Genomic DNA, 16816 nt, shown 5'->3' on the forward strand with positions numbered 1-16816 from the left:
AAAGGTCAACAGGCACAGGCATGTTTCAACTCGATCAAGGTCACGCCGTTGCGTTTGAACGCGTTGCGCAGGTCCGTCTGCAATTCATCCAGGTTGCGGGGCTGGTTCACGGTGCAGCCGAACGCCTGGGCGAACAGCGCGAAATCCGGGTTGCGTGGCAGCACGCCGATGGGTTCGATGTCCAGGTCGAGCATGTCGTCGCGGATCTGGCCGAGGGCGTCGTTGTTCCATAGCAGCACCACCAGCGGGCTGTCCAATTCCTCGACGGCAGTGGCCAGTTCCTGGGCGGTGTAGAGAAAACCGCCATCGCCCACCAGCACCAGGCCCGGTCGTTGCGGCGCGCCGAACTTGGCGCCAATACCCGCCGGCAGGCCATAACCCAAGGTGCCGTAGCCGGTGGGATGCAGCCAGCTACGGGGGGCGCGACTGCGGTAGGCGTAGTTGCCGGTGTAGGCCAACTGGGTCATGTCGCTGCTCACAAAAGCGTTGGCAGGAAGCTCGGCTGCAATGCGGTCGAGAATGGCTTGGTGGATGGACTGCAAGGGGCCGTGGCCCAACTCGACCGCCTGCAGCAAGGCAGACACCTTCGCGATGGCATCATCCGCGTTACGCGGGGTGGACGGCAGGCGTTCCAACAAGGCTTGAACGGTCTGGCGGGCATCGCCTTGCAGCGCCACGGCACAGGGGTAGAAGTCATTGAACTTGCGCGGGTCGATGTCGACCCGCAGCAGCTCACCGCCGAGGGGCAGACGCTCGCGCCAATAGTCGGTGTCGGCCATTTCCGTACCCACCGCCAGCACCACATCCGCCTCGCTGATCAGTTGCCAGCCCGGAGCGACACACAGGGTGGAACCCGCATTGAGCGGGTCGTCGACCGGTAACAAGCCCTTGCCCGCCACACTGGTAAAGAAGGGCGCCGCCAAGTGGGTGCTCAAGCGCTGCAACGCCTCGCCCGCCCCCAGTGCACCGCCGCCGGCAATGATCATTGGCCGCTTGGCCACCGAGAGCTTGGCCGCGGCCTGATCCAAGGCTTCAGCAGACGGCAGGCCGCGACCTGGGCGACGCACCACTTCGTGGCTCCAGTCGCGCTTGATCGGCGCGGCCAACACATCCAGCGGCACCGAAATATGCACTGGGCGTGGTCGCTCACTGTCGAACACCGCGTAGGCGCGGGCGACCAGCTCGGGCAAATCCTCCGCGCTCAACGCCACCGCCGAAAACGCCGTGATCGGCGCGGTGATCGCACGCTGGTCCTGGGTTTCGTGCAGGCTGCCCCACCCTTTGCCGAGGCTGGCGGTGCTGTTGACGCTGGAGATCACCAACATCGGAATCGAGTCGGCATAGGCCTGGCCTATAGCGGTGGCCGCATTGGTCACGCCAGGGCCTGTAATCACAAAGCACACGCCCGGCTTGCCGCTGACCCTGGCATAGCCGTCGGCCATGAAACCGGCGCCTTGCTCATGGCGCGTGAGCACATGCCGAATGCCACTGCCGGGCAGGCCGCGATACAGTTCCAGGGTATGCACGCCGGGAATGCCGAACACCGTGTCGACGCCATACTGCGCCAGCAACCGCACCAGGGCCTGGCCGCCGGTCATGGTTTTATCGTGCATGTTCATCTCCTAGACGAATCAATGCATCGACCGCCACGGCGCCCTGGGCATTGACCAACAATGGGTTTACATCCAACTCCAGCAACTGCCCGGCGTTGGCGCAGGCGTAATCCGCGACCGCGCGGATCGCTGCCACCAACGCGTCCATGTCCGCCCGGTCTCGACCGCGAAAACCGTGCAGCAACGCGGCGCTGCGCAGGCTGAACAGGGCATTGCGGATTGCGCTGTCGGTGGTGGGCAGCAGCAAGCTGCGGCTGTCCTTGAGCAATTCGACCAGGATGCCGCCGGCGCCAATGACCAGCGCCAGGCCAAAATCGTTTTCGCGCTTGATGCCCACGATCAACTCGGCCAGCGGTGGTGCAGCCATGGACTCCAGCAGCAGTTGGTCAAAGGCGACACCCGGCGCATAAGCCGCGATGTGCTCGCGCATCTGCGCCAATGCGGTGGTCAGCGCCATACCGTTTTGCAGGTTGAGCACCACGGCACCGGCTTCGGTCTTATGCGGCAGCTGGGTGCTGACTGCCTTGAGCACCAGCGGATAACCCAGTAGTTCTGCATCGCTGACAGCCCTTCCCGGCGTGCTCAGCACCCCGGCGGGCGTAGTCAGGCCGAATGCACGCAACGCCTGCTTGGAGGCCCATTCGTCGAGCGCCTCGCCGCTGCCCGTAAGGCCTTGGGGGCACAGCGGTTCGAGGATCGATTCGCCCCGCTCCAGCAAGACGCGTCGGTTGTTCTGGTAGTCGGCAATCCGCCCCCAGGCCGCCAGTGCGTCTTCAACTCCCTGCAACGCCGCAATGCCTTGGGCATGCAGGCGCTCACGGGCATGGGCCGGCAGCAATTCGGGAAAGGCTGAGGTGACAAAGCCGGGCTTGCCATGGCGACTGACCGCGTTACAGAACAGCTCCAACAGCAGGTCGCACTCCTGGCGCTCGCCCGTGAATTCGGCGGGGTAATCCAGCACCAGCATGGCGGCATCGGCTTCGGTGCGCAGGGCGGTGTCGAGCATGGTGTTCAGGGCTTCACGGTTGCCCCAGATGGCGGTCGTGAAATCCAGCGGGTTGACCAGGTTGGCATAGCTGGGCAATACCTGCGCCAGCTCACTGCGCTGGCGTTCATCGAGCTTGGGCAGGGCCAGGTGATTGCACTCGGCATAGTCGGCAATCAGCCCCGCATCGCCTCCGGAACAGGCCAATGCGATCAGGCTATTGCCCGCAGGAAGATTGCCGCACGCCGCAGCCTTGAGGGTTTCGACAAAACTCACCGGCCCGCTGACGCGGATCACGCCCAGCCGTGCGAACAGGCTGTCGTACAGAACGTCGGAGCCGGACAGCGAACTGGTATGACTCAAGGCCAGCTCGGCACCGATCTGCGAGACACCGGTTTTCAGCGCGATAATCGGAATGCCTTTCTCCAGCGCTTTGTGCGCTGCGCGGGCAAACCCCGGCACGTTCTTCAAGCCTTCCAAGTGCAGACCGATAGCGGTGACGCGCGGCTCATCGAGCAGCACATCCATCAATTCCGCAACGCCCAATTGCGCCTGGTTACCCACCGAGGCCATGTAGGCCACCGGCAGCGAACGGTCGCTCATCGACAGGTTGTAGGCGAAGTTGCCGCTTTGGGTCAGCACCGCTACGCCCTGCTCTACCGCCTTGCCGCCGTGGGCTACCGGCCACAGCGCCGAGCAGTGCAGGTAGTCCAGCAAGCCGTAGCAGTTGGGGCCGAGCAAGGCCATGTCACCCGCCGCCGTCAAGAGCTGTTGCTGCATGACCGCCCCGCTGGCCCCGGTTTCGGCAAAGCCCGAGGCATAGCAGATGGCGCCGCCCGTGCCGATGGCCGCGAGTTCGGCGACGCAGGTCAACGTGAGTTCGCGGTTGGTGGCGATAAATACCGCGTCCGGCCCACAGGGTAAATCGGCAACATGGCGCACACAGGGGACGCCATCGAGGCTGTCATGCTGCGGGTTGACCAGCCACATGGGCCCGGTGAACCCGCCATCGGCGCAGCGCTTGAGCGCACGCGCCATGCTGCGCCCGCCGACGAAGGCCAGGTGCCGGGGCGCCAGCAGGCGCTTGAGATTGTCGCGAATAGCCTGGGACATAAGCGTTCTCCGCGCCGATCAGCGCAACAGCGGCCGCAACAGTTCACGGGCAATGATATGGCGCTGGATTTCCGAGGTGCCCTCCCAGATCCGCTCGATCCGCGCGTTGCGCCAGATGCGTTCCACTGGCCCCTCGTCCATCAAGCCCATGCCGCCGAAAATCTGCACCGCCTCGTCAGCGACCTTGCCCAGGGTTTCACTGGCAAACAGCTTGGCCATGCCGGCCTCGCCGTCGGTCATGGTGCCCTGGTCCATCTTCCAGGCGGTGTGCAGGGTCAGCAGTTCGGCTGCGCGAATCTGCGTGGCCATGTCCGCCAGCTTGAAGCTCACGCCTTGATAGGTGCCGATGGGCTGGCCGAATTGCTTGCGGTCCGCCGCCCATTGCAGCGACACCTCCAGCGCGCGCTGGGCCTGGCCGACGCAGTTGGCGGCGACCATCACGCGGCCGGCGGTGAGCCAGGCGTTGGCCACGTCCCAGCCCTTACCCACTTCGCCCAGTACTTTGGAGGCCGGGACACGGCAGTCGTCGAAGAACATTTCATAGGTGTGGTAGCCCCGGTTGCTCACGCATTTGGGGCCACGGCGGATGGTCATGCCGGGGGTGCCACGATCCACCAGGAACGCGGTCACGGCGTTGCGCTGCCGACCATTGTGTTCATAGGTATCGGTGACCGCGAACACGATGGCGAAATCGGCGTGCCCGGCATGACTGATAAAGTGCTTGCTGCCATTGATCACGAAGTCATCACCCCTGCGCACCGCACGGGTCTTGATGGCGTTGGCATCGGAACCGGCGCCGGGTTCGGTGAGGGCAAAGCAGTCGATTTTCTTGCCCTGCACGCACGGCAACAAGTAGTCGCCAATCTGTGACCCCGTGCACGCCATCAAGATCTTGGACGGCCGTGCGACAAACACGTGCAGTGCCCACGAGACCTTCGACAACTCCCTCTCGATCAGGGCCTGGGACAGGTAATCCAGGCCTCCGCCACCCACCTCTTCCGGCATGTTGAACGCGTAGAAACCGGCGGCAATCGCCTTGTCGCGAATCTGTGCAGCCAGTTCGGGCGAGACCTCATCGGCACGGTCCACCGCCTCCTCATGAGGCAACAATTCCTTGGCAACAAAACTGCGTACCGCGTCCACCAACATGTCTTGTTCTTGGCTGAGTTGGAAATTCATGGCGCTACCTGTTCGGAGGTGTTGTTGTTATTTGCCGCAGAAATTCGGGAGGCGTTTTTCCATGGATGCGCGCAGGGCTTCGGCGCCGTCGGCACTGCGACCGCACAACAGGCCGGCGGCCAGTTCGGCCTGCAACTGCTCGGGCAGGCTGCGGTCGGCGCCTTCGCGGATCAGGGTTTTGGTCTGGGCGAAGGCGAAGGTCGGGCCGCTGGCCAGGCGTGCGGCCAATTCGGTGGCATGCGCCTGGAGCTGATCATCGGCGACCACTTCACCCACCAGGCCAGCGACCAGCGCGCGGTCGGCACTCCACAGCTCGTCGAGGAACAGCAGGCGCTTGGCTTGCTCGCTGCCAATCAGGCGTGGCAAGTGCCAGCTGGCGCCTGCGTCCGGCGAGTAGGCCATGCTGGTGTAGCCGGCCTTGAAGCGCGCCGATTGGGCCGCGATGCGCAGGTCGCAGCACAACGTCAGGTCCATGCCGGCGCCGACGGCCGTGCCATTGATCGCAGCAATCGTGGGTTTATCGAGGGTGTGCAGGCGGGTCATCAACGCGTGGGCGGTTTCGGTCCAGCCGTAGGTTTCGAGGGCGCCACGGGCTTCGGCGTCGGCCCATTCGGCCAGGTCGGCACCCGCGCAGAAACTGCGACCGTTGCCGGTCAATACCACGACGCGCACAGCGGCGTCGGTGTTGAAGGCATCGAGCAAGGTGTGCAGGTGCTTGAGGGTGGGGATGTCCAAGGCGTTGCGCTGCGGGCCACGGTTGAGGGTGATCCAGGCAACGCCTGCTTGTACCTGACTGAGCACGGGCGAATCGGTCGTCATGGCTTCCTCGAATTATTTTATTTGGCTTGAGGGGTGCGACATGAGGCGATACTAAACAAGTGTTCAGTAAGAAGGCAATCAGCAAACCGCAAATATTTTCAAAGCGGGAAATGCCGGCCCGAACCTGGCGTTCGGGCGGCGGGATGGGCTCAGGGTTTGAGCTGATATCGCTGGCGACCACCGGCCTGCAGCCCGTCCACCCAGGCTTCACAGATTTGAATGCCCTGCTCGGGTGTGAAGGTGCCGGGGTTGAGCCCCGACTCCAGCCATAACCCGTCGAGCAATGCGCTCAAGCCGATGGCGGCGAGGTCGGCGTCGAAGTGCTTCCAGCCCTCCTCCCTGGCCATGTCGGTCAGGGCCGAACGCATGATGGTGCGGTATTCGCCATAGGAGTGTTCGTGAGCCAGGTTGATTGCCGGCGCCGTCTTTACCGCGCCCCAGAACACCAGCCAGGCGTCCAGCAGGTGCGGGTCGAGCAATTCGGCGGAAAACGAGCCACGGAACAACGCCGACAGACGCTCCCTGGGGTTCGGCGGTGCCTTGGCCATGGTCTCGCGCAGCAGGCTCATGACCTGGCCGGTGATGGTCCGGTAGGCCTCGGCCACCAGTTCATCCTTGCCCGAATAGTGATGGCTGATCAGCCCCACCGACACCCCGGCCTCGGCGCTGATCTTGCGGATCGACGCGCCCTGGAAACCATCTCGCTTGAGGCACGTGAGCGTGGCCTGCACCAGCGTGGCCTTGCGCACTTCCGGCTCCATCCTGGAAAAACGGGATTCCTGGGTCATACGGCGGTGTCCTTGGGTTGAGTCGGCAGCACGACTCTACATCAGTCGCGATACCCCGGCGACACCCGATCCAGCATCCGCAGCAACGCCGCCCACGCCAATTGCATGGCGTCCAGGTCGACCAGCTCGCCCTCCTCCAGTGGTCGCCCAGGGTTGTTGAATTGCTGCTCGGTGTAGGCGCAGACCTCGGCAGGCGGCAGCACCAGCGGGCCGCACGCCTGGGCGGCAATCTGGATATCGCAGGCCTTCTCCAGATAGTACATGCGCAGGAACGCCTGGCTGACCGTCTCGCCGACGGTGAGCAAACCGTGGTTACGCAGCATCAGCACCGGCTTGTCGCCCAGGTCCTGTACCAGCCTCTGCTGCTCATCCATGTCGAGGGCCACGCCTTCGTAGTCGTGGTAGGCGACTTTGCCGTAGAACTCCATCGAAATCTGGTTAACCGGCAACAACCCGCACGCCAGCGCGGCCACCGCACAGCCTGCACGGGTGTGGGTGTGCAACACGCACTGGGCGTCTTCACGCGCACCGTGGATCGCGCTGTGGATCACAAAACCCGCCGGGTTGACCGCATAGGCGGAGGGTTCCACGGCGTGGCCGTCCAAGCCGATCTTGACCAGGCTGGACGCGGTGATTTCGTCGAACATCAGCCCATACGGGTTGATCAGGAAGTGATGTTCAGGCCCAGGGATGCGCACCGAGATATGCGTAAAAATCAGGTCGCTCATGCGGTAGTGCGCGATCAATCGATAGCACGCGGCGAGCTGTTCACGCAGTTGTTGTTCGGTGGAGTGCGTCATTTTTATTCTCCAGGCACGGGTTGGTGAGGGCGACGCTAATCCAGCCGCCAGTAAAAAAACAAGTTGATTTTTTACTGGCGCTCGCCTCCTATAGAACGATAACAATAACAGCGCCTGGAGTATTCGCACCATGTCGCACCCTGCCTTTCCCCATCTGTTCGAACCCTTGGTGCTGCGCGGCAAACGCCTGAAAAACCGCATCATGTCCAGCGGGCATGACACCTCGATGCCCACCGATAACCGCGTCAATGCGCAGCTGATCGCCTACCACCGCGCCCGTGCCGAAGGCGGTGTGGGGCTGATCGTGTTGCAAGTCGCTGGGGTGCATGACAGCGCGCGGTACACCTCCCATGTGCTGATGGCGACTGACGACGGCTGCATCGACGGCTACCGCGAACTGGCCAATACCTGCCACGCCCAAGGCACCGTGGTGCTCTCGCAGATCTTTCACCCTGGGCGCGAAATCATGGAGTCGGCCGACGGCTTGCTGGCCGTGGCGTACTCGGCGTCCGGCGTGCCCAATGAGCGCTTTCGCGTGATGCCAAGGGCGTTGGACCAGGCGATGATCGACGCGATCGTCGCAGGTTATGCAGCGGCGGCCAGGCGCCTGCACCAGGCCGGGATCGACGGGGTTGAAGTGGTCGCCAGCCATGGGTACTTGCCGGCGCAATTTCTCAACCCTCGGGTGAACCGGCGCAGTGATGCTTACAACGGCTCCCTGGAGCATCGGCTGAAGTTCTTGAGAGACATCATCGCGGCGGTACGGGCCGCCACCGACGACCAGTTCATCATCGGCCTGCGCATTTCTGCCGATGAACGCGATGCCGAGGGGCTCACCGAAACCGAATCCCTGGAGGCCGTGCAACGTCTGCAGGCACAGCTGGATTACGTGCATATCGTCGCGGGTACATCAGCCTCCCTGGGCGGCGCGATCCATATCGTGCCACCCATGGCGATTGCCGCTGCGTACCTTGCCGATGAGGCGGCGAGGTTCAAGGCCAGCCTGTCGATTCCGCTTTTCGTCACCGGGCGGATCAACCAGCCTCAGGAGGCGGAGCTGATATTGGCGCGCGGCCAGGCCGATGTCTGCGGCATGACGCGGGCGTTGATCTGCGACCCCCGGATGCCGGCCAAGACCCTCGAGGGGCGCACTGAAGATGTGCGGGCGTGCATTGCCTGCAATCAAGCGTGCATCGGTCATTTTCACAAGGGTTTGCCGATCTCCTGCATCCAGCATCCGGAGACCGGCCGCGAGCTGATATTTGGTGAAATGCAAGGGACGTTGAAGCGCAAACGCATCATGGTAGTAGGGGGTGGCCCGGCAGGCATGAAAGCGGCGGCAGTCGCCGCACAACGCGGGCATGACGTGACGCTGTACGAAGCCAGCGGGCAATTGGGTGGCCAAGTATTGCTGGCCCAACTGTTACCACGGCGCAGCGAATTCGGTGGCGCCAGTACCAACCTGCAACGTGAGATGGAACTGGCCGGTGTACGGGTGGTGCGCAATACCCGGGTCGACCGTGCCTTGGTGGAACAGGAACGTCCCGACCACGTGATCATCGCCACCGGCGCCGAACCTTACTGGCCAACCTTCGAGCAAGGCGGCGAGCTGCAGGTGGTGGACGCCTGGCAGGTGCTGCGCGAGCAAGTCCCCCTGGGGTGCTCAGTGGTGGTGGTCGACTGGCGTTGCGATTGGATCGGCCCCGGCATTGCCGAGCGCCTGACACGCGCAGGCCACCGGGTACAACTGGCGGTCAATGGCACTCACTGCGGGGAAAACCTGCCGCTGTACGTGCGCGATCAACTGGCGGGCGAACTGCATCGGCTGGGCATCCCGATCATCCCCTACGCCCGCCTCTACGGTTGCGACGACACCACGGTCTACCTGCAACACACCGCCAGCGGCGAGCCGATGCTGCTGGAGAATATCGACACCCTGGTGTTGTGCCAGGGGCACCAGCCGGTGGACACTCTGGGCGCGGAGCTGCATGGCCTGGTGCCCTTTGATCGGATCGGCGACTGCCTGGCCCCGCGCACCGCCGAAGAGGCGATCTACGAAGGACTCAAGGTAGCGTGGAACCTGTGACAGACGAACCCCAGCAACTGTTTCTCGGCACGCGCATTCGTGGCCTGCGCAAGGCGCGTGGGCTGACCCTCACCGCCTTGGCGCAGGCCAGTGAATTGACTGCCGGTTACCTCAGCCAGTTGGAGCGTAACCTGGCCTATCCCTCGATCCCGGCACTGTTCAACATTGCCCGCAGCCTGGGCGTGACCACCCAGTGGTTCTTCGCCAGCGACACCGTGCCCGCGGTCGAGGACGAAGGCTACGTGGTCCGCAAAGGCAATCGCCAAAGCATTCACTACGAAGATGGCATCGTCGACCAACTGTTGACGCCCCTGCCCAACCACCAGCTGGAAATGCTGCAATCGAGCTTTCCGCCCGGCGCCTATAGCCAGCAGAGTTACAGCCATGAAGGCGAAGAAGCAGGCTACGTGCTGAGTGGTCGGTTTGAGCTGTGGGTGGGTGAGCGGCATTTTCTGCTGGAGGCGGGCGACAGTTTCAGCTTTGCCAGCAATGAGCCCCATCGGTACGGCAACCCTGGCAAGGTGAACACGGTGGTGATCTGGGTGATTACGCCGCCGACGTTTTAAGCCGCTGGCGGGAATGAGAACGTTGCTACGGGAACTGACGACAGTGGCAAGGCGGCCATTCGTGACCTGTGGTAAAGAGTCCTTTTCGGATTCGACGGTTTTTCCGAAGGAACGACGGGCGGATACTCGACTCCATTGTTCACACCCCGTCTGGAGTTACTGATGTCTACCCCTATGCAAAACGTTCCGGCCTTTGGCCTCGGCACCTTCCGCCTGCAAGGCCAGGTCGTGATCGATTCCGTCAGCACCGGCCTGCAACTGGGCTACCGCGTTATCGACACCGCGCAGATCTACGAGAACGAAGCCGATGTCGGCCAGGCGATTGCCGACAGTGGCATCCCGCGCGATGAGCTGTTCATCACCAGCAAGATCTGGATCGCCAACTTCGCCGAAGGCCAGCTGATTCCAAGCCTGAAAGAAAGCCTGCGCAAACTGAAAACCGACTACCTGGACTTGACCCTGATCCACTGGCCCTCGCCGGAAGACCAGGTGCCTATCGCCGAGTTCATGGGCCAACTGTTGGAAGCCAAGCGCCTGGGCCTGACCCGCCAGATCGGCATTTCCAACTTCACCGTCGACTTGATGAAGCAGGCGATTGCAGCCGTGGGCGCCGAGAACATCGCCACCAACCAGATCGAACTGCATCCCTACCTGCAAAACCGCAAGGTCGTGGACTTTGCCACCGCCCACGGTATCCAGATCACGTCCTACATGACCCTGGCCTACGGCGAAGTGCTCAAGGACCCGGTGATCCAGCAGATCGCCGAGCGCCATCAGGCCACCCCGGCGCAAGTTACGTTGGCCTGGGCCATGCAACTGGGCTACGCAGTCATTCCGTCGTCGACCAAACGCGCCAACCTGGAAAGCAACCTCAAGGCCCTGCAACTGACCTTGAACGCTGCCGACATGGCACAGATCGCCGCACTGGAACGCGGCCATCGCCTGACCAGCCCCAAGGGCATCGCGCCAAAGTGGGACTAAACCCTGGCCACGTGGCTGCGCGATAGCTCCCGCAGCCACGGCAACACCCGCAGGCCGGCCGTGGCTGCGGGTGGGTCGATGATGTCCATGAAGTGTTCAAGGTTGACGGTGTCCGGCACGCCGGGCAGGCGTACCAACACCGCAGGCTTTTTATCGGCGGGCGTGTCCGGGTTCAGGTCCAGGTGATCGTAGACCAGTACATGATGCGCCTGGGGTTGAGGCCCGCACGTGTGGGTGGCCAGCCCCGCGTTGATGATCAGCACATCAAAAGGCTGGGCCGGGATGGCGGTGAGCAGTTGGACCTCTTCGAAGGTCTGCACCGGGACGATCCGGTGATACCCCAACTGGTTGAGCATCTTCTCGATGTACAAGCGTTGCAGGTGTTGCTCATCGGCAATCAGAATGGTCAGTGCTTTGTTTGGCATGGCGAACTCCTGGGCAGGCAGTGCTCGTCATTGAGCCTGGCCCATTTTCCAGACATACCTCGAAGACAAAATCAGGCTTGTTCCCTATCCATGTAGGAGTTCTCCCAAATACACCGAATGGCTAACACACTCGGTCAAGCCTGCTTGCAGTGCTGGCTGAGACTACGGTGCAAGCCGTCAATGGCCACGCCTACGGCCTCAACCGCAGCCCATGACGCATCGTGGTCGCGCCGTTCACATACGCCCTCCAAGGTTTCGCAACAGGCGACCAGCACCTGAGCCTTGACCATGCGGGCCCCGCCTTTGACGCGGTGAGCCAGGTCATGCAGCCTGGCAAAGTCCACCGGATCAAGCAGCGCCGGTAGCAGCAGGCGGTCCTCGACGAGGCTGCCGAGCAATGGCTGCAACAACTCGTCGAGTGCGGCCTTGTCGCCGCCCGTCAAGGTAATCAACGCGCTCAAATCAAACACCGGTTCGGCTTTAGGCGTGGCAGCACTGGCCGTGCGTGATGCCAGCGCTGCGCGCAAATCATCCAAACCGGTCGGTTTGAACAAACAACCATCCATGCCCGCCTGTCTGCAGCGCTCCGTTTCCTCCGGCTGGGCGTTGGCGGTGAATCCCAATATCAGGCAAGGCACCAGGCCACGTTGACGCTCTTGGGCGCGGATATCTCGCGCCAACGTGTAGCCGTCCATGATGGGCATGTTGCTGTCGGTGATCACCCCGTCAAAATGACCGGCCTGCCACAGCGCAAGGCCCTCGGCGCCATCGTCGGCGGTGACGATGCGGTGCCCCAGGAAACTCAATTGTCGAGCCAGCAGCAGACGGTTGGCCGGATAATCATCGACCACCAGCAGGTTCAAGGCCTGGGTAGGGGGAACGCGTGACACCGGTACGGAAACCGGCGTTTGCGTGGTCAACGCCAGCGTCAACGCCACGTCCACCCGCGTGCCTTTTCCGAGCACGCTGCTCAAGTGCAATTGCCCGCCCATCATCTCGCACAGGTTGCGGCTGATCACCAACCCGAGGCCGGAACCACTGCGTGCCGATTGGGCGTGATTGCTGCCCTGGATAAACGGGTTGAACAAGCGCTGCTGATCTTCGGCACTGATGCCTATCCCCGTATCTTCCACAGACAACCGCAGGTTTACGTGCTCATCAGCGGACGCCGGCGCGCACTGGGCACCCAAGCGCACCTGGCCGGTGGCGGTAAACTTGATGGCATTGCCTAGCAGGTTGGACACCACCTGCTTGAAACGCAAAGGATCTATGAGCACCGAGCAGTCGGTCATCGGGTCGAGTTCGACATGCAGCGACAGCCCCTTATCCCGCGCCAACCCCTCGAACACCCGCGCTACTGACGCCAGCAACTCGCGCGGATTAGCCGGCGCCAGAGTCAGGGACAGGTGACCGGTTTCGATCCGCGCAATGTCCAGGATATCGCCGATCAGCTCCAGCATGCTGCGCGAGGCCATCGACGCCACCTCCAGCGCATCCTGATCGGCACGACCTTGCTCGGCGTTTTTCTGGGCCAACTCAATCATGCCGATCACCGCGTTCATGGGCGTGCGGATCTCATGGCTCATGGTCGCCAGGAACGTGGTCTTGGCGCGGTTGGCCGCGTCGGCCTCCTCCTTGGCTTCCTGCAACTGGCCCAGCAGGCGCTGGCGCTCACTCACATCGACCCACCCGGCAATCATGCCCACGACGTTGCCGTTGCTATCGCGGTACGGCAGCATCCACTGGTAAATGGTCAGTACACCACCACCGGGCACCTTAAGGACGCGGTCCTGGATCTGTGGCTCACCACGCGCCATCAGGCTCAAGTAATCAGCATGGAAAGACTGGGCCTGGGGCGGGTTACCGGTGTCGGTTTCCACGACCGTCTTGCCGATGACGTCCTCCAGCTTGAAGCCGAACACATCCAGGTAGGCGTTATTGCACGCCATCAACCGCCCCTGGCGATCGCGCACGTAAATCGGGTGGGGTGTGCCGTCGATCAGCACGCCCATGAACCGCATCTGGTCGCTCAAGGCCCGCTCGGCCTGGGCCCGCTTGCGAATCAGGTTGCGCAGGTAGAGCACCCAGCCCAGGGTAATCACCAGCAACAGCGCCGCCAGGCCAAACCCCTGGATAATCACGTTGCGGTGGCTGACCCAGTAACTGTCTTCGACGATGATCTCACTGCGCCAATGGTTGGACAGTTCGTCCATCTCTTCGGGTGTGATGCTCAGCAGCGCCTTCTCCAGGATCGAATACAGCTCCAATTGGCTGCGGTTGACACCAAAGGCAATCCTCGCTGGTTCCGTCCCGACTGTGCTGGTGATCCGCAGGCGATCCCGATAATCGCGCGCAATCATGTAGCGTGCGCTGATCAGCGAAACCACCGTCGCATCAACATTGCCTTTAGCGACCTGGCTCAGGGACGCTTCAGGGTTCTCGACGTCGACAAACTCGATACCTGGGTAATCCTTGGCAATTTGCGCGGCGAGGCTGTTGCCGCCGATGAACGCCAGGCGTTTGCCAGGCATGTCCTCCAGCGTAACCACGTGCTCATCAGCGGCGCGCACCACCAGCACATAAGGATTGGACAAGTAAGGCCGGGTAAAGCGGATCTTCTCGGAACGCTCGACGCTGGGCGTGATCACCGCCAGCATGTCCACTTGACCGGTGCTGACTTCGTCAATTTGCCGAGGCAGCGAACTGCCCTGCACCACGTCGAACTTCAACCCGGTGCGCAAACTGATCCGCGATAAAACCTCGTCACTCAAACCGGCGAACTGCCCTTGTTCATTAAAAAACGACAGCGGCATGAATTTATCGAGGGCCGCCACTCTTACCCGTGGATGCTTCTCCAGCCAACGCTGTTCGTTGTCACTCAGCCGCAAACGGTCGGCCTCCAGGACACCGGTGCCACCGGCACTCCAGCGCCGCAGGATATCCATCTGCTGGCTGGCCGGGATAACCGCCAGCGCCGTGTTGATAATGTTCAACAGGCGAAGGTTGTCGGCGGTAAACGCAAACCCGAACGGATTGACTTCCAACGCGGAAAAATCCGCCATGCGCACATTGTTCAGGTGGTTCTTGTTGATCAGATAGCGGGTACTGATGGCGTCGCCCAGGTAGACATCCGCCTGGCCGAACGCTACGGCACCGATCGCCTGGTGCGTCGATCCATACAACTGCAAATGTGCCTTGGGGTAAAAAGCCTGGACTGCGTCGGGCTGCATATAGTGGTAGAGCATCGCCACGCGCTTGTCGGCGAGGTCGGCGCTCAATGAATGACTGTCACCTGCACGGGTGACCAGCACAGGTTGATCATTGGCGTAGGAACGCGACAGTACCAACGCCTTGTCGGCCGCTTCGTAACCATTGGCCGACCCGACGAAATCCACATCGCCTGACTTGAGTGCCTCGATCACTTCATCGCGGGTATCGTAGCGCCGCACCTCGATGGGGATGTTCAAGACCTGGCTGACCAGCCCCGTGTAGTCAGCCGTGATGCCTTCAAAGTCGTCATGGTTGCTCAAATCGAAAGGGGCGTAGTCGGGTGCCGACACCCCCATCACCAACGTGCGTCGCTCACGCAGCCAGCGCCAATCGCTTTCATCAAGCGCAACATCGGGGTGTTCAAGGGTGGAGTGGCCAAGCAGGCGCAGGGGATAGGGTTGATCCAGGGCCATCGCCGCCAAGGGTAACAGCCCTATCAGCAGAATGGCCGTGAGTTTCACCCGCCGAGAGGTGGTCATTTCAGATCAGATGGTTGCGCTGGGCGAACTTGGCCAGGTGCACCACCGAATCCATACGCAGTTTCTCCTTGAGGCGCGTCTTGTACGTGCTGACGGTCTTGTGGCTCAGCAGCATGTCCCTAGCGATGTCCTTGTTGCCCAGGCCCAGCGCCAATTTTTGCAACACTGTCAATTCACGGTCCGACAGCGCGTCCACCAGTTCATGCTCGGTGGTCTGCAGATCATCACGGCGTACCGAACTGCTCGGCAGGCTCGGAAAGCAACTGTAGCCAGACCGGATCGCCCTGATCGCCTTTTGCAACTCATCAAGTTCGCCCGTCTTGGCCACAAAGCCCATGGCCCCGGCGCGCATGCAACGGGTGGAAAAGAACACCGCCAGGTAAGAGGTCAGCACCAGGATCTTGCAAGGCAACTCCAGCGCTTTGATCCGACTGATGACCTCCAGACCACCGAGCTTGGGCATTGCCAGATCGAGAATGATCAGGTCCGGTTTCTGCTCACGGGCAATCTGCATGGCATCGGCCCCGTTGCCCGCCTCAAAAATCTCAACAAAACCTTCCTGCTTCAACAGGTACTTCACGGTGGCACGTATAAAAGGGTGATCGTCCACAATTAAAGCTTTGTTGCTCATAAGACTCCCCTAAGAGGATCAGTACGCTTACATATCACGCGGGACCTATCTACCTGTGAAAAGTAACAGTTCCGACGGACGGCACTGATGACTCTACGTAACATATCAGGCAGTACAGACCCCTCCTTTTGATCAAACACGGTAATAACGTAGAGCTGCGTCTTGGTTGCTGAGCAGACGCAAGCGCGCAACCTTATCAACGGCGTGTTGTTTCAAATGAAGGGATAGTCTCGAATGCTTGTAGGACTTTTCCTCTGAGTAGCATAGCCGGCTTTGCGCGCGGCATTGCCTGACAGACACAGCCTACTCCGTAGTACTTGGACTCCAGAATGCCTGCACCACCAGGGTCGACATCGAGATGCGCGCCACCAGGGCGTCCAACTCGTCACCGTCTACCGAGGTCACGGCCAAGGTGGCTTCGATTTCGACTTCTTCCGTGCCGAAGGGGCGAACATCCACATCACTGGCGGGGTAATTGCACCGTGCCAGCTCAGCTTCCAGCAACGCCAGAACGGCTTTTTGCTGGGTGCGCCGGGCGATCACATACAGGATGTTGGTGACTTCTGCCGACACCACATCCAGCGGCTGGCGGTTGATGTTGTTGACGATCGGGCGCAGCAAGGTATTGGCCGCCAGCACAAACAACGTGCCCAGCAGCGCTTCCAGGATCAAGTCGGCACCCGCGCAGGCACCCACCGCAGCCGAGGCCCAGAGGGTGGCGGCAGTATTGAGCCCACGCACGTTGCCCTCTTCGCGCATGATCACGCCGGCACCGAGAAAGCCAATACCCGACACCACATAGGCCACCACCCGCACGGCGCCTTCGGCACCACCGAGACGGTTGGCCATGTCGACGAAGATCGCCGCACCCACCGCCACCAGCACGTTGGTCCGCAGGCCCGCCGTGCGCTGGCGGTACTGGCGCTCGAAGCCGATCAGGCCGCCGAGAATAAAGGCCGCAGTAAGGCTGACCAGGGTATCAATCAGCGAATTGAGGTTGATGTTGTTGATTGCTTGCATGAAAACTCTCCTTGACCACTCACCCCTGTAGGCGCTGGCTTGCCAGCCCATACAAGGGGCG

13 protein-coding genes are annotated in these 16816 nt (G+C 61.9%); 3 read left to right on the forward strand and 10 right to left on the reverse strand.

What is annotated here, in order from left to right:
• Positions 1-5: 5 nt before the first annotated feature.
• From KHP07_RS18600 to KHP07_RS18625, 6 genes are all read right to left on the reverse strand, one after another.
• A complete protein-coding gene (locus tag KHP07_RS18600; protein ID WP_214497730.1) occupies positions 6-1613 on the reverse strand; it encodes a 5-guanidino-2-oxopentanoate decarboxylase in 1608 nt (535 codons plus the stop codon).
• Complete coding sequence (locus KHP07_RS18605) at positions 1603-3711, reverse strand: acetate--CoA ligase family protein (protein WP_214497731.1); 2109 nt, start codon at positions 3709-3711, stop codon at positions 1603-1605. Before KHP07_RS18605 ends, KHP07_RS18600 begins: the two co-directional genes overlap by 11 nt.
• An 18-nt stretch (positions 3712-3729) precedes the next feature.
• Positions 3730-4890 carry an acyl-CoA dehydrogenase family protein gene (locus tag KHP07_RS18610; protein WP_214497732.1) on the reverse strand — a complete coding sequence of 387 codons (1161 nt, stop codon included), beginning with the start codon at positions 4888-4890 and terminating at the stop codon, positions 3730-3732.
• Positions 4891-4917: 27 nt separating this feature from the next.
• Positions 4918-5709 carry an enoyl-CoA hydratase/isomerase family protein gene (locus tag KHP07_RS18615; RefSeq protein WP_100490307.1) on the reverse strand — a complete coding sequence of 264 codons (792 nt, stop codon included), beginning with the start codon at positions 5707-5709 and terminating at the stop codon, positions 4918-4920.
• 149 nt (positions 5710-5858) lie between these two features.
• Positions 5859-6497 carry a TetR family transcriptional regulator C-terminal domain-containing protein gene (locus tag KHP07_RS18620; protein ID WP_078049192.1) on the reverse strand — a complete coding sequence of 213 codons (639 nt, stop codon included), beginning with the start codon at positions 6495-6497 and terminating at the stop codon, positions 5859-5861.
• 41 nt (positions 6498-6538) lie between these two features.
• Entirely contained in the window at positions 6539-7297 is a 759-nt protein-coding gene (locus KHP07_RS18625) for a class II aldolase/adducin family protein (RefSeq protein WP_078049193.1), read from the reverse strand.
• Between the two features lie 130 nt (positions 7298-7427).
• On the opposite strand from KHP07_RS18625, the gene KHP07_RS18630 reads away from it, so the two are divergent.
• From KHP07_RS18630 to dkgB, 3 genes are all read left to right on the forward strand, one after another.
• Positions 7428-9383, forward strand: coding sequence for an oxidoreductase (locus KHP07_RS18630; RefSeq protein WP_214497733.1), 1956 nt, complete (start codon positions 7428-7430; stop codon positions 9381-9383).
• Positions 9371-9949 carry a helix-turn-helix domain-containing protein gene (locus tag KHP07_RS18635; RefSeq protein ID WP_352152407.1) on the forward strand — a complete coding sequence of 193 codons (579 nt, stop codon included), beginning with the start codon at positions 9371-9373 and terminating at the stop codon, positions 9947-9949. Before KHP07_RS18630 ends, KHP07_RS18635 begins: the two co-directional genes overlap by 13 nt.
• 162 nt (positions 9950-10111) lie before the next feature.
• Positions 10112-10930: a 2,5-didehydrogluconate reductase DkgB gene (gene dkgB / locus KHP07_RS18640; protein WP_214497734.1), complete on the forward strand. Its 819-nt coding sequence runs from the start codon at positions 10112-10114 to the stop codon at positions 10928-10930.
• Here the strand turns inward: dkgB and KHP07_RS18645 are convergent.
• From KHP07_RS18645 to KHP07_RS18660, 4 genes are all read right to left on the reverse strand, one after another.
• Entirely contained in the window at positions 10927-11355 is a 429-nt protein-coding gene (locus KHP07_RS18645; protein WP_214497735.1) for an ANTAR domain-containing protein, read from the reverse strand. The genes dkgB and KHP07_RS18645 overlap by 4 nt on opposite strands.
• Before the next feature lie 134 nt (positions 11356-11489).
• Positions 11490-15104 (reverse strand): transporter substrate-binding domain-containing protein, encoded by a 3615-nt coding sequence (locus KHP07_RS18650; protein ID WP_078049198.1) that lies wholly within the window; start codon positions 15102-15104, stop codon positions 11490-11492.
• 1 nt (position 15105) lies between these two features.
• Entirely contained in the window at positions 15106-15735 is a 630-nt protein-coding gene (locus tag KHP07_RS18655; RefSeq protein ID WP_214497736.1) for a response regulator transcription factor, read from the reverse strand.
• A 303-nt stretch (positions 15736-16038) separates the two neighbouring features.
• Positions 16039-16755: an MgtC/SapB family protein gene (locus KHP07_RS18660; protein ID WP_025854501.1), complete on the reverse strand. Its 717-nt coding sequence runs from the start codon at positions 16753-16755 to the stop codon at positions 16039-16041.
• Positions 16756-16816: the final 61 nt, after the last annotated feature.

This window comes from Pseudomonas sp. VS40 (assembly GCF_018587885.1).
Taxonomy (GTDB): domain Bacteria; phylum Pseudomonadota; class Gammaproteobacteria; order Pseudomonadales; family Pseudomonadaceae; genus Aquipseudomonas; species Aquipseudomonas pergaminensis.

Bases quoted from the DNA above. Each gene is read 5' to 3' on its own strand.
- KHP07_RS18615 (WP_100490307.1), bottom strand. From the start codon at position 5,709: ATGACGACCGATTCGCCCGTGCTCAGTCAGGTACAAGCAGGCGTTGCC.
- KHP07_RS18610 (WP_214497732.1), bottom strand. From the start codon at position 4,890: ATGAATTTCCAACTCAGCCAAGAACAAGACATGTTGGTGGACGCGGTA.
- KHP07_RS18660 (WP_025854501.1), bottom strand. From the start codon at position 16,755: ATGCAAGCAATCAACAACATCAACCTCAATTCGCTGATTGATACCCTG.
- KHP07_RS18645 (WP_214497735.1), bottom strand. From the start codon at position 11,355: ATGCCAAACAAAGCACTGACCATTCTGATTGCCGATGAGCAACACCTG.
- KHP07_RS18625 (WP_078049193.1), bottom strand. From the start codon at position 7,297: ATGACGCACTCCACCGAACAACAACTGCGTGAACAGCTCGCCGCGTGC.
- dkgB (WP_214497734.1), top strand. From the start codon at position 10,112: ATGTCTACCCCTATGCAAAACGTTCCGGCCTTTGGCCTCGGCACCTTC.
- KHP07_RS18605 (WP_214497731.1), bottom strand. From the start codon at position 3,711: ATGTCCCAGGCTATTCGCGACAATCTCAAGCGCCTGCTGGCGCCCCGG.
- KHP07_RS18600 (WP_214497730.1), bottom strand. From the start codon at position 1,613: ATGCACGATAAAACCATGACCGGCGGCCAGGCCCTGGTGCGGTTGCTG.
- KHP07_RS18655 (WP_214497736.1), bottom strand. From the start codon at position 15,735: ATGAGCAACAAAGCTTTAATTGTGGACGATCACCCTTTTATACGTGCC.
- KHP07_RS18630 (WP_214497733.1), top strand. From the start codon at position 7,428: ATGTCGCACCCTGCCTTTCCCCATCTGTTCGAACCCTTGGTGCTGCGC.
- KHP07_RS18620 (WP_078049192.1), bottom strand. From the start codon at position 6,497: ATGACCCAGGAATCCCGTTTTTCCAGGATGGAGCCGGAAGTGCGCAAG.
- KHP07_RS18650 (WP_078049198.1), bottom strand. From the start codon at position 15,104: ATGACCACCTCTCGGCGGGTGAAACTCACGGCCATTCTGCTGATAGGG.